21 protein-coding genes and 1 tRNA gene are annotated in these 21,536 nt (G+C 57.3%); 2 read left to right on the forward strand and 20 right to left on the reverse strand.

Annotated features, from left to right (window positions below; all coding sequences use genetic code 11):
• Positions 1-476: 476 nt before the first annotated feature.
• From MPRO_RS18405 to dapA, 3 genes are all read right to left on the reverse strand, one after another.
• Positions 477-1,427: a 2-hydroxyacid dehydrogenase gene (locus MPRO_RS18405; protein WP_102136331.1), complete on the reverse strand. Its 951-nt coding sequence runs from the start codon at positions 1,425-1,427 to the stop codon at positions 477-479.
• A gap of 127 nt (positions 1,428-1,554) precedes the next feature.
• The gene (locus tag MPRO_RS18410; protein WP_067296397.1) at positions 1,555-2,946 is read right to left on the reverse strand and encodes an NlpB/DapX family lipoprotein; all 1,392 of its coding nucleotides are present in this window, start codon (positions 2,944-2,946) and stop codon (positions 1,555-1,557) included.
• A 7-nt stretch (positions 2,947-2,953) separates the two neighbouring features.
• Positions 2,954-3,835 carry a 4-hydroxy-tetrahydrodipicolinate synthase gene (dapA, locus tag MPRO_RS18415; protein ID WP_067296400.1) on the reverse strand — a complete coding sequence of 294 codons (882 nt, stop codon included), beginning with the start codon at positions 3,833-3,835 and terminating at the stop codon, positions 2,954-2,956.
• A 180-nt stretch (positions 3,836-4,015) separates the two neighbouring features.
• On the opposite strand from dapA, the gene MPRO_RS18420 reads away from it, so the two are divergent.
• Positions 4,016-4,483: a peroxiredoxin gene (locus tag MPRO_RS18420; protein ID WP_067296403.1), complete on the forward strand. Its 468-nt coding sequence runs from the start codon at positions 4,016-4,018 to the stop codon at positions 4,481-4,483.
• Positions 4,484-4,545: 62 nt separating this feature from the next.
• Here the strand turns inward: MPRO_RS18420 and MPRO_RS18425 are convergent, their stop codons facing one another.
• Together MPRO_RS18425 and MPRO_RS18430 are read right to left on the reverse strand one after the other, a co-directional pair.
• A complete protein-coding gene (locus tag MPRO_RS18425; protein ID WP_067296407.1) occupies positions 4,546-5,631 on the reverse strand; it encodes an AI-2E family transporter in 1,086 nt (361 codons plus the stop codon).
• Positions 5,632-5,647: 16 nt separating this feature from the next.
• A complete protein-coding gene (locus MPRO_RS18430) occupies positions 5,648-5,884 on the reverse strand; it encodes a sulfurtransferase TusA family protein (RefSeq protein ID WP_067296410.1) in 237 nt (78 codons plus the stop codon).
• Positions 5,885-5,974: 90 nt separating this feature from the next.
• Between MPRO_RS18430 and MPRO_RS18435 the strand changes: the two genes are divergently transcribed.
• The gene (locus MPRO_RS18435) at positions 5,975-7,417 is read left to right on the forward strand and encodes a M48 family metalloprotease (RefSeq protein WP_067296412.1); all 1,443 of its coding nucleotides are present in this window, start codon (positions 5,975-5,977) and stop codon (positions 7,415-7,417) included.
• Between the two features lie 223 nt (positions 7,418-7,640).
• Here MPRO_RS18435 and nadA read toward each other — a convergent pair whose 3' ends face one another.
• The 15 genes from nadA to aspS all read right to left on the reverse strand — a co-directional run bounded on the left by nadA (position 7,641) and on the right by aspS (position 21,202).
• Positions 7,641-8,693, reverse strand: coding sequence for a quinolinate synthase NadA (nadA, locus tag MPRO_RS18440; protein ID WP_067296415.1), 1,053 nt, complete (start codon positions 8,691-8,693; stop codon positions 7,641-7,643).
• 270 nt (positions 8,694-8,963) lie between these two features.
• A tRNA-Lys gene (locus tag MPRO_RS18445) sits at positions 8,964-9,039 on the reverse strand.
• Between the two features lie 56 nt (positions 9,040-9,095).
• Entirely contained in the window at positions 9,096-9,788 is a 693-nt protein-coding gene (gene queC / locus MPRO_RS18450) for a 7-cyano-7-deazaguanine synthase QueC (RefSeq protein ID WP_067296419.1), read from the reverse strand.
• 85 nt (positions 9,789-9,873) lie between these two features.
• A complete protein-coding gene (ybgF, locus tag MPRO_RS18455) occupies positions 9,874-10,674 on the reverse strand; it encodes a tol-pal system protein YbgF (RefSeq protein ID WP_082708963.1) in 801 nt (266 codons plus the stop codon).
• 6 nt (positions 10,675-10,680) lie between these two features.
• Entirely contained in the window at positions 10,681-11,100 is a 420-nt protein-coding gene (gene pal, locus MPRO_RS18460) for a peptidoglycan-associated lipoprotein Pal (RefSeq protein WP_369406745.1), read from the reverse strand.
• Positions 11,101-11,280: 180 nt separating this feature from the next.
• Positions 11,281-12,582: a Tol-Pal system beta propeller repeat protein TolB gene (gene tolB, locus MPRO_RS18465; protein ID WP_067296427.1), complete on the reverse strand. Its 1,302-nt coding sequence runs from the start codon at positions 12,580-12,582 to the stop codon at positions 11,281-11,283.
• Positions 12,583-12,587: 5 nt separating this feature from the next.
• The gene (gene tolA, locus MPRO_RS18470; RefSeq protein ID WP_158651869.1) at positions 12,588-13,745 is read right to left on the reverse strand and encodes a cell envelope integrity protein TolA; all 1,158 of its coding nucleotides are present in this window, start codon (positions 13,743-13,745) and stop codon (positions 12,588-12,590) included.
• Positions 13,746-13,754: 9 nt separating this feature from the next.
• Positions 13,755-14,171, reverse strand: a complete 417-nt coding sequence (tolR, locus tag MPRO_RS18475; RefSeq protein ID WP_067296432.1) for a protein TolR — start codon at positions 14,169-14,171, stop codon at positions 13,755-13,757.
• A 12-nt stretch (positions 14,172-14,183) separates the two neighbouring features.
• Positions 14,184-14,864: a protein TolQ gene (gene tolQ, locus MPRO_RS18480; RefSeq protein WP_102136332.1), complete on the reverse strand. Its 681-nt coding sequence runs from the start codon at positions 14,862-14,864 to the stop codon at positions 14,184-14,186.
• Between the two features lie 717 nt (positions 14,865-15,581).
• On the reverse strand, positions 15,582-16,595 hold the full coding sequence (gene ruvB, locus MPRO_RS18485; protein WP_067296437.1) for a Holliday junction branch migration DNA helicase RuvB: 1,014 nt from the start codon (positions 16,593-16,595) through the stop codon (positions 15,582-15,584).
• A 35-nt stretch (positions 16,596-16,630) separates the two neighbouring features.
• Positions 16,631-17,257 (reverse strand): Holliday junction branch migration protein RuvA, encoded by a 627-nt coding sequence (gene ruvA / locus MPRO_RS18490; RefSeq protein ID WP_067296440.1) that lies wholly within the window; start codon positions 17,255-17,257, stop codon positions 16,631-16,633.
• The gene (locus MPRO_RS18495; protein ID WP_067296443.1) at positions 17,254-17,934 is read right to left on the reverse strand and encodes a trimeric intracellular cation channel family protein; all 681 of its coding nucleotides are present in this window, start codon (positions 17,932-17,934) and stop codon (positions 17,254-17,256) included. Before MPRO_RS18495 ends, ruvA begins: the two co-directional genes overlap by 4 nt.
• Complete coding sequence (ruvC, locus tag MPRO_RS18500) at positions 17,931-18,449, reverse strand: crossover junction endodeoxyribonuclease RuvC (RefSeq protein WP_067296445.1); 519 nt, start codon at positions 18,447-18,449, stop codon at positions 17,931-17,933. The genes MPRO_RS18495 and ruvC overlap by 4 nt, the downstream gene beginning before the upstream one ends.
• Positions 18,450-18,640: 191 nt before the next feature.
• Positions 18,641-19,384, reverse strand: coding sequence for a YebC/PmpR family DNA-binding transcriptional regulator (locus MPRO_RS18505; protein WP_067296448.1), 744 nt, complete (start codon positions 19,382-19,384; stop codon positions 18,641-18,643).
• Positions 19,385-19,438: 54 nt separating this feature from the next.
• On the reverse strand, positions 19,439-21,202 hold the full coding sequence (gene aspS, locus MPRO_RS18510; protein ID WP_067296453.1) for an aspartate--tRNA ligase: 1,764 nt from the start codon (positions 21,200-21,202) through the stop codon (positions 19,439-19,441).
• Positions 21,203-21,536: the final 334 nt, after the last annotated feature.

Raw genomic sequence — 21,536 nt, forward strand, 5'->3', positions numbered from 1 at the left:
TTATTTTACGGAATCACTTATCTGTCGATCGAGTTTGTTTTGAGTGCTTCCTTGCTTCGAGGTGGCCGGATATGGGCCGATGTAAGATGAACGTGCTCTAGTTGCCTACTGCCACCGAAACATCAGAGCGGCTCTTGTTCCCCCTTATGAAGCCGGCGAGCACTGAGGTCATTCGGCGATCAGGCCCGAAGGGGCGCAACAGGGACTGATGCGCCTGCGATGAGGTACATGGATGTACCGTCAGCGCAGCCCGCTGAATGATCTCAGAGCGCAGCGAATAGGCTTCATCGGGGCGTGCTTTCTTTGGTTACTTTCTTTGCACGAGCAAAGAAAGTAACGCGTCAGCAAGGCGCAACATGAGCCATCAAACTGCTCCGATACCGCAGCCTGCACAGGCTCCAACACAGTCACCTGAATCTCGTCTCAACCATCGCAATGGGTCGATGTAAGATGAAAGTGCTCTAGCCGCCTGAATCTTAATTCACCACCCGCAGCGCCTCGCCACGACCGAACGCCTGTACCGTTTCCAGCGTCTGCGCAATGATACGCTGACGCGCCTCGGTGCTGCCCCAGGCGTTGTGCGGCGTTACGATCAGATTGGGAATGTCACCGCTCAGCAGCGGATTACCACCCCTTGGCGGCTCCACACTGAGTACATCAGTGGCAGCCCCCGCCAGCTCGCCACTGCGCAGGGCATCTGCCAGTGCCGCCTCATCAACAATGCCACCGCGGGCCACATTGATCAGCAGAGCGGACTTTTTCATGCGCTTGAAAGCAGCCGCATCAAGCAGGTTGCGAGTATGCTCGGTCAGCGGACAGTGCAGCGTCAGCACATCCACCTGGGCAAGAAGCTCATCCAGCGGCGTACGACCCGCTTCAGCGGGCCCGCCCGGGCGCTGCGCGATCATGACCTTCATGCCAAAAGCCTCGGCAATGCGCCCGACGCCCTGACCCAAGTTGCCATAGCCGACAATACCCAGTGTCTTGCCAGAGAGCTCTGCGATAGGAAAATCCAGAAAACAGAACTGCCCAGCCTGCTGCCAGCGCCCGGCCTGCACCGCCTGGTGGTAATCCAGCAGGCGCGTACTGAGTGCCAGCAACAGCGCGAAGACGTGCTGAATCACCGAGTCATTGCCGTAGGCACGGCAATTCGACACCTGAATACCAAGGCGCTGCGCGGCCTCAAGATCCACATTATTGGTACCCGTCGCAACCACGCAAATCAGCTTGAGTTGTGACGCCTGCTCTAGCGCAGCGGCATCAAGGCGTACCTTGTTGACCAGCACCACCTCGGCATCGCGGATGCGCACAGCCACGTCTGAAGGCGCTGTGGCCATGTGAGTTTCGAAGCTCTCGAACTCGCCTGCCAGCGCCGCCAGGTCGATATCTTCCAGGCTTTCGAGATCAAGAAATACTGCCTTTTCCATATGCCTCACTCCCTGCTGTTTTTCTACTTTTCAAGAGCTATTTAGCGCTTTTGTTCAGATACGAAAAAGGGGCCTTAGCCCCTTTTTCGTTAACCTGTTATCACTGCTCGTTCAGGCTCAGCCCGAGTCAGCCTGCAGGCAGGTGATCCTTGATGCTCCACAGAATCTCTTCTGCCACCAGAGACGGTGCTGCCAGGCCTTCAGCCGTGTCGACACTCAAATAGCTGCCGCTGCGCGAACGATTCATGCGCAACTGATAGCGCCCCACGAACTCATAATTGCCCGTTTCACGATTCAGGCCGCCATCCTTGCCATCATCGCCAAACACATAGATAACCTTGCCGGCAAACCAGATCTTGTAACCTTCGCGATTGGCCAGGTTGTCTGGATCGGCCAGATCGCTCTGATCCACCACGCCCTCAACAAGACGGTCGGTCTGCTTGGCGCTGTAACTGATGCCATTGTCAGCGTCAGTCTCGCCAAAGCCCAGGGTGCGTTCGAACAGGCCGGTATCAAACTTGATATCGTCACGCTCGCCGTGCAGCCACTCAAAGAAACCGGCCTTTTTGGAATCGTCCACCGGTGTCGTGGTGGTGTAGGTCAGATAGAAAATGCCACGTTCCTGATCCCGCGTACCCACGTCCAGCTCTGCCGCCGTAAGCGCACTATCGATCAGGCTCCAGGCATTATCAATCGAGGTTTCGATCTTCAGCGTCGGATTGCCACGCGAGTCACGCCCCAAGAGCGGGCGCACCGTATCGCGCTGCTGCAGCGCCAGCAGGCTCTGCGCACTGGAATCGGCCGTGGCCTTGCTGAGGTAACGCAACATGTCGAACATCATGTCGCTCTTGTAGCCGACATTACTGGCCTGAGCACTCCAGTCGATAGTATCGACCTGCTGACTAAACGGAAACGCTACATGATCAATCCGAATGGACGTGCGATCGTAGTTTTCCGGGTCCGGTTTGAGGCTAATACGCAACTTGTTGCGAGTATCGGTATCAACATTCTGAAAAGTCAGCTTTTTGATCCAGCGATCAGCAAAGCCGTATTCCTTGCCATCAACGCGAATCCAGCCGGATTCCATCTGCCCCTGACGCGGGTCAGACTTAGCCAGTTCGATGTCGTTGAAACGCCAGAAATCCTGCAGTTTGAGCCAGACATCGGCGATGGGCTCATCCACCACTATGACCTTCTCATCACCCAGACGGGACAGATTGACTCGCTCGGAACCCGTATCGGCGTAAAAGAATTCCGGTCGAGGCACCTGAAAGTCGCTCTGACGCAAAGTGGCGGTATCACCCACCACCGGCACTACCAGCTGCTCGTTCAGCTCACGAGTCTGCAGGTGCGGCGGAATTTCCAGCCGCGACTGCGCCTGGGCGGCTTCATAGTCCTGGGAGCGGTTGCGCACCAGACCATCGTCGCCGTAGAGCGGGTTGTTCGACAGGTAACTGCAACCTGACAGCCCCGCGACTGCGACCAGTAGCGCACCGGTCAGCGTTTGACTCTTCATCATGATGGGTTCAGCCCTGAATGATGCCGCTCTCGCGCAGCGCATTGCGAACGATCGGCTGACAGCTCTCGGCCAGCAGCGTCAGCGGTAAACGAATACCGGGACCAATCAGACCCATTTCGTACAGGGCCCACTTCACCGGAATCGGGTTGGACTCCACAAACAGCTGAGTGTTCAGTGGCATCAGTTTTTCCTGCAACGCCCGGGCACCTGCAGCATCGCCCGCCAGGGCCAGGCGGCACAGCTCGGCCATCTCGGCCGGTGCCACGTTGGCGGTAACAGAGATATTACCGTGACCGCCGGCCAGAATCAGCTCAACCGCCGTGGCATCATCCCCGGAGTAAATTGCAAAATCCTTGGGTGCACGGGCTACCAGATCACGGGCACGATCGACATTGCCGGTCGCATCCTTGATACCGATGATATTATCGATAGCGGCCAGACGCAGCGTAGTGTCGTTGCTCATGTCACAGGCAGTACGGCCCGGCACATTATACAGAATCTGAGCTACCGGCACGGCTTCAGCAACCGCCTTGAAGTGCTGAAACAGGCCTTCCTGAGTCGGCTTGTTGTAGTACGGCGTTACCAGCAAACAGGCATCGGCACCCAGATCTGCTGCGCGGCGGGTCAGGGAGATGGCCTCACGGGTCGAGTTGGCACCGGTACCAGCGATCACCGGCATGCGCCCATCGACACGCTTGATGATGCGTTTGATCACCTGACAATGCTCGTCATAATCGAGGGTCGCGGACTCACCGCTGGTCCCAACGGCAACGATCGAATCGGTGCCGTTATCCAGGTGCAAATCGACAACTTTGTCCAGAGCGTCCCAATCGACATCTCCGTTGATCTGCATCGGCGTAACGAGCGCAACAATACTGCCAGTAATCATTACTTTCTCCATCTGACAAATTCGGGTCTATGGTACGGTTCGCACCAGACTCGTACAACGAGATCCGAATTCCCCGTCGGCCACGGCCAACAGCGGGTTTGATCTCGCAGAAAGGCCCAGTATTCTATACGATTTGCACGCCCGAAGCGTACCCGTTTTTTGACCCAAAAAGGAATCCCCATGAGCCTAGTATCCCTCAACCAGCCCATACCTGACTTTAACGCCCAGGCCACCAGCGACCTTGCGGTTGACTCAGGCGCCCTGCGCGGCCGCAACCTGGTGATCTATTTCTACCCCAAGGACAGCACCCCCGGCTGCACCACTGAAGGCCAGAACTTTCGCGATCTGTACGAAGAGTTTCAGGCACTGGATACCGATATATTTGGCGTGTCACGCGATGGACTGCGTGCACACGAGAACTTCAAGGCCAAACAGGCATTCCCGTTCGAGCTGATCAGCGATACAGACGAGAGCCTGTGTGGCCTGTTTGACGTAATCAAGCTCAAGAAGCTGTACGGCAAGGAGCACATGGGCATCGAACGCAGTACTTTTCTGATCGACAAAACCGGCACCCTGCGCAACGAATGGCGCAAGGTAAAAGTCGCCGGCCACACCGACGCCGTGCTCGAAGCCGTCAAGGCGCTCTGATACACCGCCGCGGGCAGCCCGACGGGTTACCCGCGACCCTCTAAAATGAGACGACCCTGACGCTAAGACGGCGGCTGACCGTCACCAGGAAGCGCCGGCAACTGACTCCCCGGCCAGGCATTCAGAATGGCCTTTACCAGGGTCGCCAGAGGAATGGCAAAGAACACACCCCAGAAACCCCACAAACTGCCAAATATCAGCACCGCTACTATGATGGAGACCGGGTGCAGGTTCACCGCTTCCGAAAACAGCAGCGGCACCAGCACGTTACCGTCCAGCGCCTGAATAATGCCGTAGGCCACCATCAGCCACATGAACTCGGTACCCCAGCCAAACTGAAAGAAGCCAATCAGCGCTACCGGCAAGGTCACCAGTGCGGCACCTATATAGGGCACCAGCACAGACAGACCGACAATAATTCCCAGCAGCGCAGCGTAATTTACCCCCAGGAAGGCCAATGCCACAAAGGTAACGCTGCCGACAATAAGGATTTCCAGCGCCTTGCCACGAATGTAGTTGGCGATCTGATCATCCATTTCGCGCCATACCTTGGTCATCATCAGGCGACGCTCCGGCAGGAAGGAAGTCCACCAGCCCACCAGTTTGCGACCATCCTTGAGAAAGAAAAACACCAGTATGGGCACCAGCACCACATAGATCAGCAGCGCCACCAGATTGCCGAGGGAATTGAGCGAAAAGGTCAGCACCCATTGCCCGGCCCGGCTGAGTTCCGTGGTCGCCAGCTGGATCAGCTCGCGTACCTGGGACTCGGAAATAAAGTCGGGGTATTTCTCGGGTAACAACAGCAATAGCGACTGCACATGGGACACCATGCGCGGCAACTCATTAAACAGGGTGACAAGCTGCTTCCAGGCCAGCGGCATGACAAACAGCACCAGTGCCAGAAAAAAGCCAACGAAGGCCGCGAATACCAGCATCACCGCAGGCAGGTGATTCAGCCCTCGCGAGACCAGCCAGTCGACCGAGCCCTGCATCAGAAACGCCAGCACTATGCCGGCAAAGACTGGCGCCAGGGGTTGCCCCAGAGTAACAATGACCGTCAGACCCACTGCCAGCAGCAGAAAGAGCAACAGGGCTTCTTCGTCGGAGAAATACCGATCAATCCATTTACCGAAAATCTTGCGCATATAATATCCCTGCAGGCTAGGAACGCCGGATAATGTAAATGTAACGCTCGCCCTCTGTGAACGATTGCAGCAGCTCATGGTCACACTGATCGGTGTATGCCTTGAAGTCCCGCACCGATCCCGCATCGGTCGCAATGACCTTTAACACAGCACCGCTTTGCAGCCGGTTCAGTGCCTGCTTGGCCTTGAGCAACGGCAACGGGCAATTCAGCCCACTGGCATCAAGTACCTGATCGAATTCACCGCCTACCATGATTACCCCTCTTGCCGGGTCGCTTGGGAAGCTGGATATTAGCATAAAGCTCTGTACGATAATCGTCAGCGACTGATGATAAGGAAACCCATGCTAGCGCCCAAAAAACTGCCCGCTCTGCTGCTGGGGCTACTTCTGTCCATGCCCCCGCTTGCCCAGGCGGCACAGAACCTGCCGACCATCGGCGACACCTCCTCCTCCATCGTATCGCTGTCGCAAGAGGCACGCCTGGGCGATACCTGGGGTCGAATGCTGCGCGGACGCGCCAAGCTGCTCGAAGACCCCATCGTATATAGCTACCTGGAAGACCTGCTGTGGAAGCTCGCCGCCAACAGCGCACTACAGCAACCGCAGCTTGAACTGATCACCGTCGACAACCCAACGCTCAATGCCTTTGCGGTACCGGGCGGCATCGTCGGCGTACACGGTGGCCTGCTGCTATCAGCCGAAGCTGAAGATGAACTGGCCTCGGTACTGGCGCACGAACTGGCGCACCTCAGCCAGCGCCACTTCGCCCAGCAGCTGGAAGAAGAAAGGCGCAACCGCCCCTTTATGATGGCGGCAGTACTGGGCAGTATTCTGGTGGCGGCAGTCGATGCCCAGGCAGGTGCAGCAGCACTGAGCTCAACGATGGGCGCCAATGAGCTGGCACGGCTTTCATTCAGCCGCCAGAACGAACAGGAAGCCGACCGCCTTGGCATGGCCACACTGGCATCATCCAACATAGACCCCAGCGCCATGCCGCGCATGTTTGAGCGCATGCAGCGCTCGATGCGATTTTACGGCGATCGCCCACCGGAATTTCTGCTCACCCACCCGGTGACCCAGTCCCGTATCGCCGACTCCCTCAACCGCGCCGCCCAGCTGCCCGTACCGATGGCGCAGCGCCAAAGCCAGGAATTCGATATCGCCCGCACTCGTCTGCAGGTACATTACGCCAGCCAGCCTGGCGTCATTATGGCCAGTTTTGAAGCCGCAGCACAAAACAGCGGCAGCAACCGTGACTATTACGGCCTGGCACTGGCCGCAAGCGCCAATGGCGATCACGCCAAGGCAATCAAGGCGTTCGACCGCCTGGATAGCGCCTGGCAGCAACACCTGTATGTGCGCGTCAGTCGGGCCGAAATTCTTCACGCCGCCAAGCGTGACAGCGAAGCCGAGCAGATCCTCAATGAACTGAATCAGCTCTATCCTGACAACCTGCCGGTGCAAAAAACCTACGCCCGCCTGCTGCAGGACATCGAAAAACCCGCCCGGGCCGCACGCCTCTACGAATCACTGCTCAGGCGCTACCCCAATGATATCAACAGCCGCTTCAACCTCGCCGAGAGCTATGGCCTGGAACAGCAGATTCTGCGCGTGCACGAAGCCCGCATCGAGTATTTTCTGCGCACGGCAGACGTCGACAAGGCCCTGCGCCAGGTGGACTTTGCACTGAAGGAAAAGACACTGTCTGAGTCAGACCGCGCACGCCTGGAAGCCTACAAGACGGATGCCGAACAGCTGCGTGAAAACCTGAAAATGGATTTTTGATAATACGCGAGGATCTATACAACAATGCCTGTCCCGACAAGCGTCGGGACAGGCACTGGGGGTCGCACCACCCGTAACGGGCGCTGCGTGACTTATGCCGTTGATCTTGTAACCTGCAGCTTGCGACTTGTGACTTGTAGCTTACGGCTTACGGCTTATAACTTGCACAAGGTCACAGGCACCCGGGGCCGCAAGACCCCGACAAATCCTTTTAGCCCTGAGACTACCCCTTGAGTGCCACAGAGAAATCCAGCATGCGTTGCAACGGCCGGCGCGCCGCATCGATAAGAGACGCATCGACCAGCACCTCATCACGACCCTCTTCCAGCGCCGTCACCATATTCTCCAGGCCGTTCAGTGCCATCCAGGGACAGTGTGCACAGCTGCGACAGGTCGCACCGCTGCCGCCGGTGGGCGCTTCGATAAAGACCTTGTCCGGAGCCGCCTGCTGCATCTTGTAGAAGATGCCGCGATCGGTGGCCACGATCAGCTCGCGGTTTGGCAGCTCCGCCGCCGCCTTGATCAGCTGGGACGTTGATCCCACCGCATCGGCCAGTTCGATAACCGAAGCCGGTGACTCCGGATGCACCAGAATAGCGGCATCGGGGTACACCTGCTTCAGATCCAGCAACCCCTTGGCCTTGAACTCTTCGTGCACGATGCAGGCACCATCCCACATCAGCATTTCAATGCCCGTCTGCTTCTGCACGTAGGCACCCAGATGCTTGTCCGGCGCCCAGATGATTTTTTTGCCCTGATCTGCCAGATGCTCAACCACATCCAGCGCAATGCTGGAGGTCACGACCCAGTCTGCCCGCGCCTTGACCGCCGCCGAGGTATTGGCATAGACCACGACTTCATAGTCCGGATGCGCATCACAGAAGGCGGTGAATTCCGGCGCAGGACAACCGATATCCAGCGAACAGGTCGCCTCAAGGGTCGGCATGAGAATGCGTTTTTCCGGACTCAGTATCTTTGCCGTCTCCCCCATAAAACGCACACCAGCTACCAGCAGCGTGGTTTCCGGTCGGGCACTGCCAAAGCGCGCCATTTCCAGCGAATCAGCGACACAGCCGCCGGTTTCTTCAGCCAGCTCCTGGATAATCGCTTCGGTGTAATAATGCGCCACCAGGCAGGCATTCTTTTCTTTCAGCAATGCCTTGATACGCGCTTTATAGCGATCAACATCCGCGCGACTCATGTCGTCCGGCAAATGTTCTTTGGCTAAGTGCTCCTGCACCAGGATGCGCTCGGAGATGTCCTGCTTGCTCAACATAGGCGTCATGTCAGTCTGTCAAAATTGGGGCAACAAACCCGATGTGAATTTCGAGGCGCAGAATAATACCACAGTTCTGCGCCAGCGGTCGCCGTCACTGCTTTGACCCGATAACCCAATCATTGTGCCGACTCTGCGTGACTGCAAGCCCCGCAACACTGATAGCGACCAAAATATCAGCGAACCTTGTCAGCAGAGATGCCAATCGCACCCAAAGCAAACAGACATAAAAAAAGAGGGAGCAAAAAATGCTCCCTCTTTTTTCGAATTTGGTGGGTCGTATAGGATTCGAACCTATGACCAATTGGTTAAAAGCCAACTGCTCTACCAACTGAGCTAACGACCCGATGGGCTGCGCATTCTAAAGACTTTCAGCCTCGATGCAACCCCTGCAATCAACTTTTATGCCTGATAGCGGGTCGGATCCTCAACACCGGCATCTTCAAAACCCCTGGCACGCAATCGACAGCTATCACAGACGCCACAGGCCCGTCCCTGCTCATCCGCCTGATAGCAGGACACTGTCAAGCCATAGTCCAGCCCTAGCCGTCGACCTTCGGCAATAATATCCGACTTGGTTAGGCTCATCAGCGGCGTCTCAATACGAAATGGCTGACCGCTAACACCCGCCTTGGTCGCGAGATTAGCCATAGTTTCGAATGCGGCAATAAATTCGGGCCGACAGTCCGGATAACCGGAGTAATCCACCGCATTGACACCGATGAACAGGGCTCTGGCATCCAGCACTTCGGCCCAACCCAGCGCCAGGGAAAGAAATACAGTGTTGCGCGCCGGCACATAGGTCACCGGAATCACGCCCTCAACTTCCTGCTCCGGGACATCAATCGAATGATCGGTCAACGCAGAGCCACCAAAGTCCTCCAGATGCAGGCGAACAACCTTGTGCTTGTGTGCACTAACACCCAGGGCACTGACAACGGCACGGGCAGCATTCAGTTCAGTCTGCGAGCGCTGACCATAATCAAAACTCAGCACATGGCAGTCGTAACCCTGATCGAGCGCCATCGCCAGCACTGTGGCCGAATCAAGACCACCGGACAACAAGACAACGGCTTTGGGAGAGGATTGAGTCATCAAAACAGTTTCCGCTTTTAAAAATGTGAGCAGTACAACAAATAACTGAGCCCGGACAGGCCGGGCTCAAGCGAACACCAAGCGCCTAGCGCTTAAAATTTTGCGCCAATCGCGCGGCAGAACTTTGCGGGAAATCACGTATCACCCGCTCCAGGTAACGCGCCGACTCAGCCGTGTTGCCACGCTGATAATTCAGCACCCCCAGCTTGTAGAGCGCATCGGGCAGCTTGGTACTGCCAGGAAAATCACTCACAACACGGGAAAAAGCTGTTTGGGCAAGATCCAGTTGCTGCTGGGCCAGGTAAATTTCACCGAGCCAGTAGTGTGCATTCGCCAACCGGGCACTTGCCGGATAGTCCTGCACGAAACGCTCAAAGGCGCCAGCCGCTTCAGTAAACTTGCGCTCTCGCACCAGCGCAAAGGCATCCTGATACGCCTGATCATCGCCGCCTGCTCCGGAAGACGCCAAAGGCGCGTAAGTAGGCGCAGGCGCAGCAGTTTCAGGCTCAGGAGCACCCGCACCTGGCAACGGCGTACCAGAGTTAAGTTCAGGAACCACAGGAGCTACGGCTGCACCGGTAATCAACGCGCCCATGCGGCGGTCGAGATCACGGTATCGCTCCAGCTGATCCTTCTGCATACGATCGAACTCGTATTGCTGTGATTCCACCTGGCCGCGCAGGCTGCGTACTTCATCCTGCAGTTGTTGCAGCATCATCATGAGCTGCGCCTCCTGCGTGCCAAAAGCCTGCCCCGAGCCGCCACTGGAATAGCTCTGCCCTGGCCCCGGCGCGATCTCAATGACCGGCACGGGGTCCGCAGCCAGAACCGCTACTGGCGCAAGCGCCAGTAGCAATCCCAGAAACCTGAGCCTGAATACAGTCATGGGCACTTAGCGGCCAGCGTATTTCAGCTCAACGCGACGGTTCTGAGCCCAGGAATCCGAGCCATGTCCCATCACTGCCGGCTTTTCTTCGCCGTAACTGATTACTTCAACCTGACCGGCGTTGGCACCGTTCACCATCAGGAAACGCGCAACTGCGTTACCACGACGCTCGCCCAGGGCGATGTTGTATTCACGAGTACCACGCTCATCGGCGTGACCTTCCAGGCGAACGTTTGCCTGCGGGTTAGACGACAGGTAGCGTGCATGCGCTTCCAGATCAGCGAAAGATTCGCCCTTGACGGTAGACTGATCAAAATCGAAGTAGAAAACTGTCTGCAGGTTTGCAACTTCAGCCGGCAGGTCGGAACCCGACAGTCCGCCCATACCCGCGGAACCGGAGGTCATGGCACCGCCTTCAGAACCCATGCTACCGCCCATATCTGCGCTGTCAGTCTGAGTACTAGTGGAGCTGCAACCTGCAACCCATGCGAATGTAAGAGCCAGAGCAGCAACCTTGGTAACGTTCAACGCACGCATTCTTCTATTGCTCCTTGAAGCGACCGTCTTGGCCGCTAATGTGTAGACTAAAGTAATGTTAGCCCGGTCCTATTGCAAGTAGGGGGACCAGGCCGGCTCCCTAACATCACCCGATGACGAGGGCATGCGAAAGCGCACCCGACCATCGAGAGAAACTGCCGCCAGTACACCGGTACTACCCTGCTGGGTCGCGTACAGCACAACGCTGCCGTTCGGTGCTATGGTTGGCGATTCGTCCAGAGACGTCTGAGTCAGTATATCCAGGCGCCCTGTTTTAAGATCCTGCACTGCAATATTGAAGGCCGCTCCAGCACCGGCACTGCGATGCACCATGGCCAGGAAACGGCCATCCTGGGTCAGCTTGCCGCTACTATTGTAGTTGCCCTCAAAGGTCACACGCTCAATGCGCCTATCCGCCAGGTAGACACGGTAGATCTGCGGCTGCCCACCCCGATCCGACGTAAAGAGTATGGACTGCCCGTCCGGCGCCCAGGTCGGCTCGGTGTCTATGCCGTAGTGGTGCGTTACCCGGGTTAGCTGGCGGCGCGCCAGGTCCAGCGTATAAATTTCAGGGTTACCATCCTTGGACAGCGTCAACGCCAGGCGCTGACCGTCCGGCGCCCAGGCCGGCGCACCGTTGAGTCCCGGAAAGGACTGAATTTTTTCCCGCTTGCCACTGGCCAAGTGCTGCACATAGATTCCCGGACGCGAGCTTTCAAAGGATACGTACGCCAGCTTGCTGCCATCCCTGGACCAGGACGGCGACATGATGGGCTCGCGGGACTCCAGAATGGTACGCGCACGCGCACCGTCGGCATCCGCCAGCTGCAGGCTGTAGCGGTGCTGGCCAGCGCCCTGACTCTGCGCCGTCACATAAGCGATGCGGGTAGAAAAGGCACCGCGCAAACCTGTAAGCTTCTCGAATACTGCATCGGCGATATAGTGCGCCATATCACGCATATTGCGTGTTGAGCCACTGATCTGCTCACCGAACACCCGCGTTTCCTTGAGCACATCGTAGAGCTCATAGGTCACCTGCAATTGCTCACCGCCGGTCGAGCTTACGCGACCAATCAGCAGATAATTCTGCCCCGATACGCGCCAGTCCCGAAAGAACACCTGCGCCTGCTGCTGCGGAAAGCTCAACATGTCAGCGCGTTTCATGGCACCGAAAAAGCCGCTGCGGTGAAGGTCAGTGGACACGATCTCGGCGATATCCTCCGGCAGCGGCGTAGTGCCACTCCAGCCAAAGGGCACCACAGCGATGGGCGTCGGCGCATCTACACCCTGGGTGACTTCAATCACCAACTCCGCGCGCACACCGAATGCCAACAGCATCAATACGCAGCACGCCAGCAACCTTTGCTTCATCGCTATTACCACCTTAATCCCTCCGGTCGGAACTTAACTCTGAATTTTCTGAAATTGCGCTCGAACGTCAATGGATCCAACTCAGTCAATCTAGAAAAACGATCGACCTTGTACACCGCCTGCACCGCCGTAGCGTCAAATCCTGAATCACCACTGCTCAGCACCAGATTAGCACTATCAACTTCGCCGGACGGGAAAAGGCGTATTTCCACCACCGCCTCCATGCCGTTACGAGATGCGCTTGAAATCCGCCAGTAGCGCTCCAATTCACTTCGTATATAGTCACCCATCGACACCATCAGCTGCTGCGATGCGCGATCCGCGGCCATCTTCTGCTGCTCCTGGGCCAATTCTTTTTCAAGCTGCGCCAGTTCACGTGCTTTTTCGGCTTCCTTGCGCTGCTGTTCTTCCTGCTTGCGCTTGGCTTCGGCAACACGCTTGGCTTCGGCTTCCGCCTTGGCCTTGGCCGCCACATCTGCCTGTTTTTTCTTCTCGGCCGCGGCTTTTGCCTGATCGTCAGCCTGCTTTTTCTTCTCGGCGGCAAGCTTGGCCTGATCGTCCGCCTGCTTTTTCTTCTCAGCGGCAAGCTTCGCCTGATCATCTGCCAGCTTTTTCTTGTCAGCCGCAGCTTTGGCCAGATCCTCGGCCTGTTTTTTCTTCTCGGCGGCGAGCTTCGCCTGCTCCTGCGCCTTCTGCTTTGTCTCAGCGACAGCCTTAGCCTCAGCAGCCTTAGCCTTCGCCAGAACTTCAGCCTGCTCCTTTTGCTGGCGCTGGGCTTCTGCCTTCTGCTCAGCCTCTTTTACCGATTTTTCCTTTGCCGCCTGCTCATTCTGGGCCTTTAGCTCCTGAGCCTGCTGTGCCTTTGCAGCCTTTTCCTGCGCCGCCAGCTCCTGCTGACGCTGCTTTTCCTGCGCCTGATCGCGCTCGTTCTGCTTGAGCTGCTCGGTTTTCTTGCGCGCCTCTTCAGCGCGACGCGCCTGCTCGGTCTGCTTTTCCAGCGCCTGACTCACCGCGCCCAGATCCACCATCTGCGCCTGAATATGGCGCGGCTTCAGCTCCCGCGGGTCGGCCTGGTCGAACCAGTGACCAGCCAGCAGCAACACCACAGCCACATGCACCAGAAACGCAAGCAGGCTGGGTACCAGATAACTGCGCTTATCCACCGACCACACCTACTCGGTTACCAGCCCGACACTGGGTGCGCCGGCCTGCTGCAACAGCACCATAAGCCCGACGACCTTGTCATATTCAACGCGTCTGTCACCTTTGACCAGCAACATTTTTTCCGGATTCGCCGCCAGCACCTTCTGCACACGCTCACCCACATCTTCTGCACTGACAACCGACTGTTCGGTGCCGCCAATATTGATGTAGTACTGCCCCTGTGCATCCACCGTAACGATCAGTGGTTCGCTGTCCTTGCTGTCCACAGGGTCGGCTGAGGCCTTGGGCAACTCCACATCCACACCCTGGGTAAGCATTGGGGCGGTAACCATGAAGATCACCAGCAGCACCATCATGACGTCGATATAGGGTACAACGTTGATCTCGGCATTAAGCTTGCGCTTGCGCTTCTGTCGTCTAATCATGAGATTGCCTGATCAATCCGCTGAATGAATGCGACGGTGCAAAATACTGGAAAACTCATCGGCGAAGGTCTCGTAACGGTTAAGCAGCCCTTCGGATTTGGACGAGAAGCGGTTATAGGCAATGACCGCCGGAATCGCCGCAAAAAGCCCAATCGCCGTAGCAATCAGCGCCTCGGAAATACCCGGTGCCACGGACGCGAGCGTCGCCTGGTGCATATTGGCCAGCCCGCGGAATGAGTTCATGATGCCCCAGACAGTACCGAACAGACCTATATAGGGACTGGTCGAACCAACGGTAGCCAAAAACGGCAGGTGCTGATCCAGCTTTTCCTCTTCACGGGCCAGCGCAACACGCATGCTGCGCTGAATACCTTCCATCACTGCATCGGGATCGTAATTGCGCTGCTGCGTCAGGCGAGTGAATTCCTTGATACCGGAGCGGAAAATATTCTCGGCACCATTACCCGGATCCGGAGACTGATTCACTTCGCGAAACAGATGCCCCAGATCAACGCCCGACCAAAAGCGCTCTTCAAACACGGCCAGACCTTTGCTGGCATCACTGAAGACGCGGCGACGCTGAAAAATCATGATCCATGACAGGAAGGATGCCAACAGCAATATCAGCATAACCAGCTGCACAACCAGACTTGCGTTGAGCACCAGACTCCAGATCGACATTTCCTCGACCACAACAAATTCCTCTCACGCGCCAGATCACAAGAAGTGCCGGCTGACTCGGTTGATAAATCGAACTACCCGATGCCACATAAAGCAACGAACAGACCAAAACAGGTTAATAGGTTCTGGATGCAATAAAAAGCTTCCCGACAGCCTCTGTCGACCCTAACACAGACTTGCCTGCGATCGCTGTATGATAGCGCTCAAGCAGATTGGTTCAGCCACATCCACGAGCGCCGCATGATAGCGGCTCCAAGCTTGCTGCAGAATGAACAAAGCCACTGCTAGCAGCCTGTCGGACTTGACCGATCGTAGCGAGGGAAAGTCCGTTTCGAGGCAGTTTTTGAGCTCTTTTGAGACGAATAGTGGTTCTATTTAACAAAAAAGAGCGCGAATAATGCCCAGAATCGGCTTTTCCACAGTAGATTAGCGTTAAGTCCGACTGGCTGCTCGAACCCCGCCCCACGCACACTGTCGCACAACCTTAACAGGCGCACGCAGCAGAGGTGAATAAGGGTAAGCATACAAAGTCGTTTGCGCGATGGGCAGGGACCAGGGACCTGGGCCTTTAGGCGTCGAGCGAATTCTGCGCACACAATAGCAGGCGCAAAAATTTATTCAAGCAGCTTATGCAGCGCCAACGCAAAAAGAATTTCAGCCGCCATGACCGCCCTTAAATAGTGCATGGAAACGGCCAGAAACAGGCAAAGCCGACCCCACAACTTTCACTCAGGGGTTGCGTTCAGGCACCGCCAGACCAAAGTGCAGATACGCATGATCGGTGACAATGCGCCCTCTGGGTGTGCGCATGATAAAACCTTGCTGAATGAGATAGGGCTCCAGCACGTCCTCGATGGTATCGCGCTCTTCCGAAATCGCCGCCGCCAGATTATCGACGCCAACAGGCCCACCACCAAACTTCTCGATCATCGCCAGCAACAGGCGCCTATCCATATGATCAAACCCGCGCTCGTCGACGCTAAGCATGTTCAGTGCCAGATCAGCCGTCTGCCGGTCAATCTCGCCATTACCCTTAACCTCAGCGTAATCCCGCGCACGCCTTAGCAAGCGATTCGCGATACGTGGTGTACCCCGCGCTCGCCTGGCAACTTCCAGCGCACCCTCAGACGCTATGCTGGTGCCAGACAGACGCGCTGAGCGCTCGACGATCTGTGCCAGATCATCAACGCCATAGAATTCCAGCCGCTGCACTATGCCAAAGCGGTCGCGCAGCGGGGACGTCAGCAGCCCGGCACGGGTTGTTGCCCCCACCAGGGTAAAGGGCGGCAGCTCTATCTTGATTGAGCGCGCCGCAGGCCCCTCCCCGATCATGATATCGAGCTGATAGTCCTCCATGGCCGGATAGAGAATTTCTTCCACATTGGGGCTCAAACGATGGATTTCGTCGATAAAAAGAATATCGCCAGGTTCCAGACTGGTGAGCATGGCCGCCACGTCACCGGCCTTTTCCAGCACAGGCCCGGAGGTCGTCTTGATGGCCCCCTTCATCTCGTTAGCGATGATATTGGCGAGCGTGGTCTTGCCAAGACCGGGCGGTCCGAATATCAGGGTATGGTCCAGGGCCTCGCCACGCTTGCGTGCCGCCTCGATGAAAATTTCCATCTGCTCACGCACCCGCGGCTGACCTTCGTAATCCGCCAGCGTCTTGGGGCGTATCGCCCTATCCAGCACATCCTCCGTCGGGCTCGCCTGGGGCGCAATAAAACGGTCTGCTTCGATCATACAGCCTTACTCCACAGCGCCAGATCTGACATCTATCAACCCCCGACCATTGACTTGAGGGCTTGGCGAATCAGCGCTTCACAGGGCGCATTGGCATCCAGCTGTCTGGCCGCCTGGCTCACAGCCTTGGTGGCTTCAGCGGGCTTGTAACCCAGCGCCACCAGCGCACTCTCCGCCTCGGAAGTCGCATCAGGGCCTGCGACAGGCGCCTGCTCACCGGGGGCGGACAGCTGAAATTCGCCGGCACCGGACACCTGCAACTCCTTGAGTTTGTCTTTCATCTCGACGATCAGTCGCTCCGCGGTCTTTTTGCCGATGCCAGGCAAACGCACCAGCGATGCCGTATCGCCCTGATGCACCGCCCGCACAAAGCTGTCGGCATCAATGCCCGACAAAATGGTCAGCGCGAGCTTGGGACCAACACCATTCACCTTGATAAGGGCACGGAACAGACTGCGCTCGCCCCGATCAGCAAAACCGTAAAGCAACTGCGCATCTTCACGCACCACAAAGTGGGTGTAGAGCACCACCTGCTTGCCACGCTCGGGCAGGCGATAGAAGGTATTCATCGAGGCTTCGAGCTCGTAACCAATCCCACCCACCTCTACCAGCAACTGCGGCGGATGCTTTTCCAGCAACTCCCCTCTCAGACGTCCTATCACGGCTCTTTTCTCTCCAGATTACGGGCTTCTTCGGGTGATTCCAGCCTGTGCCCTGCCACTATAAATTCAGGCAGCCTCAGCCCCGCCACGATGGAGGCCATGCGAAACACAAACACTATGGTCATGGCACTCAACTCCAGCCAGCGTGTGGGCTCGGTCATAACATGGCTGAACACCACATAGACGACCGCGCCCACCAGCGCGCAGCTGGCATACATTTCACCGTTCCATTGCAAAATCAGCGGCACCTGGCCGGTGAGGATATCGCGAATCATGCCACCGGCCACACCGGTAATAACGGCCATCATGACCACCACTACATCAGGCATACCCAGGGCGAGGGCTTTCTGCGCTCCCAGAATGGCGAACAGCGACAGCCCCAGCGCATCCAGAATCAGCAGCAGGCGCCGGGGGTACCGGATATAGCGCGACAGCACAAAGGCCAGCACCGCACTTAAAATGGCCACCCACAGGTAGCGGGTATCGCCAATCCAGAGCACCGGGTGAGCATTCAGGGTGATGTCCCGCAGCGTACCGCCACCCAGCGCCGTCACAATACCCAGTACCACCACACCCAGAATATCCAGTCGCTTGCCCTGGGCGGCAAGCGCGCCGGTGGTAGCGAACACGGCAACACCGGCGAGGTCCGCCACATAGACAAACTCAAGGTAGGTCATTTGCGCCAGCGTCCGTTACGACTGGCGCAGACACCCAGGGTACGCACCATGCTGCTGCGGGTATGGGCATGACAGATGGCGATGGCCAGGGCATCAGCGGCATCGGCCTGGGGCAGGCCCGGCAATTTCAACAAATAGGACACCATGTGCTGCACCTGCGCCTTGTCGGCGCCGCCATTGCCTACCACCGCCTGCTTTACCTTGCGTGCGGCATACTCGTATACCGGCAGGTCTCGATTACTGCAGGCGACGATGGCCACACCGCGCGCCTGCCCAAGCTTCAGGGCCGAGTCCGGATTGCGTGCCATGAACACCTGCTCGATCGCCATTTCCTGCGGACAGTATGTTTCCACGATCTCACTGACGCCGGCGTAGACCTGCTGCAGCCGCTCGGGCAGCTCATCGCCCTTGATGCGAATGCAACCACTGGCTACATATTCATTGCGCCCATCGACATGGTTAATCACCCCGTACCCGGTGATCCGCGAGCCGGGGTCAATTCCTAGAATCAGCATACAGATTCGCTTATCCCTGAGTGCGTCTGGGCCATGATAGCGACTCAGACGCACTGCTGCGCAAAATAAAAGGCCGGAGCCCGGATTTAACCGCCGCATCAATACAGGTCTGCAAGGACCTCACTGACGACGACTAAAATCCTGACCCCGGCCGGGAGTGTCTCGACGGGTTGCCCGTAAAACGAAATGACTTATTCGTCTTCCATGGCCTCTTCGGGAATATCGGCATTGTGGAAAACGTTCTGCGAATCATCCAGATCATCCAGCGCGTCTATCAGCTTCATGACCCTGCGGGCAGTGTCGACATCCAGCTCTACCGTAGTGGCCGGAATCATAGAGACTTCGGCAAACTCGGACTTGAAACCGGCCGCTTCAAGACCCTGCTTGACTGCCATGAAATCCGCCGGCGCCGTAAACACATCCACAGAACCGTCATCATTACCGACCACATCTTCTGCACCCACCTCCAGCGCCGCTTCCATGATGGCGTCTTCGTCCGCGCCTTCACCAAAACTGAGCTGACCTTTTTTCTCGAACAGGTACGACACCGAGCCGTTGGTCCCCAGATTGCCACCAAACTTGTTAAAGGCAGCACGCACCTGGGACACGGTACGGTTAACGTTATCGGTCATGCACTCAACCAGAATCGCCACACCGTTGATGCCATAACCTTCGTAGGTCAGCTCGTCGTAGCTTTCACCCTCCATGCCGCCGGCACCGCGCGCGACCGCCTTGTCGATGGTATCGCGCTTCATATTGGCACCCAGTGCCTTATCGACCGCCGCGCGCAGGCGCGGATTGTCATCCGGGTTAGGCCCGCCTTCCTTGGATGCCACAGTCAGCTCGCGAATCAGCTTGGTGAAAACCTTGCCGCGCTTCGCATCCTGGGCCGCCTTGCGGTGCTTGATGTTGGCGAATTTCGAATGACCTGCCATCGGTATACCTCTTGATCTGCAGAGCCGCCGCAGCGGCCCCGCCAGTACTTTTTATCAGGGGGTTTTGCGCAAACGAATGTTCAATTCATGCAGCTGGGCCGCACTCACTTCGCCCGGCGCATCGGTCAGCATGCAGGACGCGCTCTGGGTTTTCGGAAAGGCAATGACTTCACGAATCGAGTCTGAGCCGGTCATCAGCATCACCAGACGATCGAGACCGAATGCCAGACCACCGTGGGGCGGCGCACCGTATTTCAGAGCGTTGAGCAGGAAGCCGAATTTCTCCTGCGCTTCCTCATCCTCGATACCCAGAATTTTGAACACTACCTTCTGCATGGCCTGGTCGTGGATACGGATGGAACCGCCACCCAGCTCAGTGCCATTCAGCACCATGTCGTAGGCACGGGACAGCGCTGTTTCTGGTGCAGCCTTAAGCTCGTCGACGCTGCAGCTGGGCGCCGTGAACGGGTGATGCAGCGCGGTCAGACCGCCCTTGCTGGTTTCCTCGAACATCGGGAAGTCCACCACCCACAGTGGCGCCCACTCGCGCTCGATCAGACCCAGGTCTTCCGCCACCTTGATGCGCAGCGCACCAATGGCTTCGCTGACGATCTTGGAGCTGTCTGCGCCGAAGAATACGATATCACCGTTCTTGGCCCCCAGGCGCTGCATGATCTGCATGGATACGTCTTCACCCAGGAACTTGACGATCGGCGACTGCAGCCCCTCAACACCGTCTTCCAGCGCATTGACCTTGATCCAGGCCAGACCACGGGCACCGTAGATGCTGACAAACTTGGTGTAGTCGTCAATCTGCTTGCGAGTCAGCACAGCGCCACCCGGAACCTTCAATGCCGCAACACGGCCCTTGGGATCCTTGGCCGGGCCGGCAAAGACCTTGAAGTCGACCGTTGCCATCAGGTCGGCAACATCGACCAGCTCCATGGAAATGCGCAGATCCGGCTTGTCCGAACCAAAGCGACGCATGGCTTCGGCGTAAGGCATGCGGGGGAATTCGCCCAGATCCACATTCATCAGGTTCTGGAAGACGCCGCGGATCATTTCCTCGGCCATGCCCATGATCTCTTCCTCGTTCATGAACGAGGCTTCGATATCCACCTGAGTAAACTCAGGCTGGCGATCAGCGCGCAGGTCTTCATCACGGAAGCACTTGGCAATCTGGTAGTAGCGATCAAAGCCGGACACCATCAGCAGCTGCTTGAACAGCTGGGGCGACTGCGGCAGTGCGAAGAAGGACCCTTCATGGGTACGGCTTGGTACCAGGTAGTCACGCGCGCCTTCAGGCGTGGCACGGGTCAGGATCGGGGTTTCGATATCCAGGAAGCCATGGCCATCCAGGTAGGTGCGCAGCGCGCTGGTTACCTTGGAGCGAAAGCGCAACTTGTTCTGAATTTCAGGACGACGCAGGTCGATGTAACGGTGACGCAGACGCACGTCCTCGCCCACCTGCTGGTGATCGTCCAGCTGGAACGGCGGCGTTTCCGCCTTGTTCAGGATAATTAGCTCCTTGCCCAGCACTTCAATCCCGCCGGTGGCCATGTCCTTGTTCGAGGTGCCCTCTGGGCGCGCCCGCACTGTGCCGCGCAGTTCGATAACAAACTCGCTGCGCACGCTGTCCGCGAGCTTGAAGCTTTCTTCACGGTCCGGATCAAATACAACCTGGGAAATGCCTTCACGGTCACGCACGTCGAGGAAGATAACCCCGCCGTGATCACGGCGACGGTGAACCCAACCCATCAGCGTCACATCTTCGCCGATATGTTCTTCTCTCAGCTCGCCGCAATATTGGCTGCGCATAGTTTCCAATTCCTGTCGATTAACCATAGGGGGACGCGCCCCGAAATCTTGTATAGCACCGCATTAAGCGGATGCTAGCTGCATACCTGTCGCCTGCCGGATATCACAGCAGTACACCACTCACGGGCAAGCGGTAATCCAGACCTTACCCGGAGCCCAAAAACTCTGGGCTGCACGATGCAGGGCTCAAACCCCATATCGGCTACTGGCAGCAAAACACAGGCACATGACGCAAAAACGCCGCCTGCGCACCACACAGGCGTCACAAAGCGGCGAATTATACCTGATTTGAAAGGCGCTTACAGACCTGCCCAGGCTAATTTTACCTGCACTT

The sequence above is a fragment of the Marinobacterium profundum genome, assembly GCF_001528745.1.
GTDB classification, from domain to species: Bacteria; Pseudomonadota; Gammaproteobacteria; order Pseudomonadales; family Balneatricaceae; genus Marinobacterium_A; species Marinobacterium_A profundum.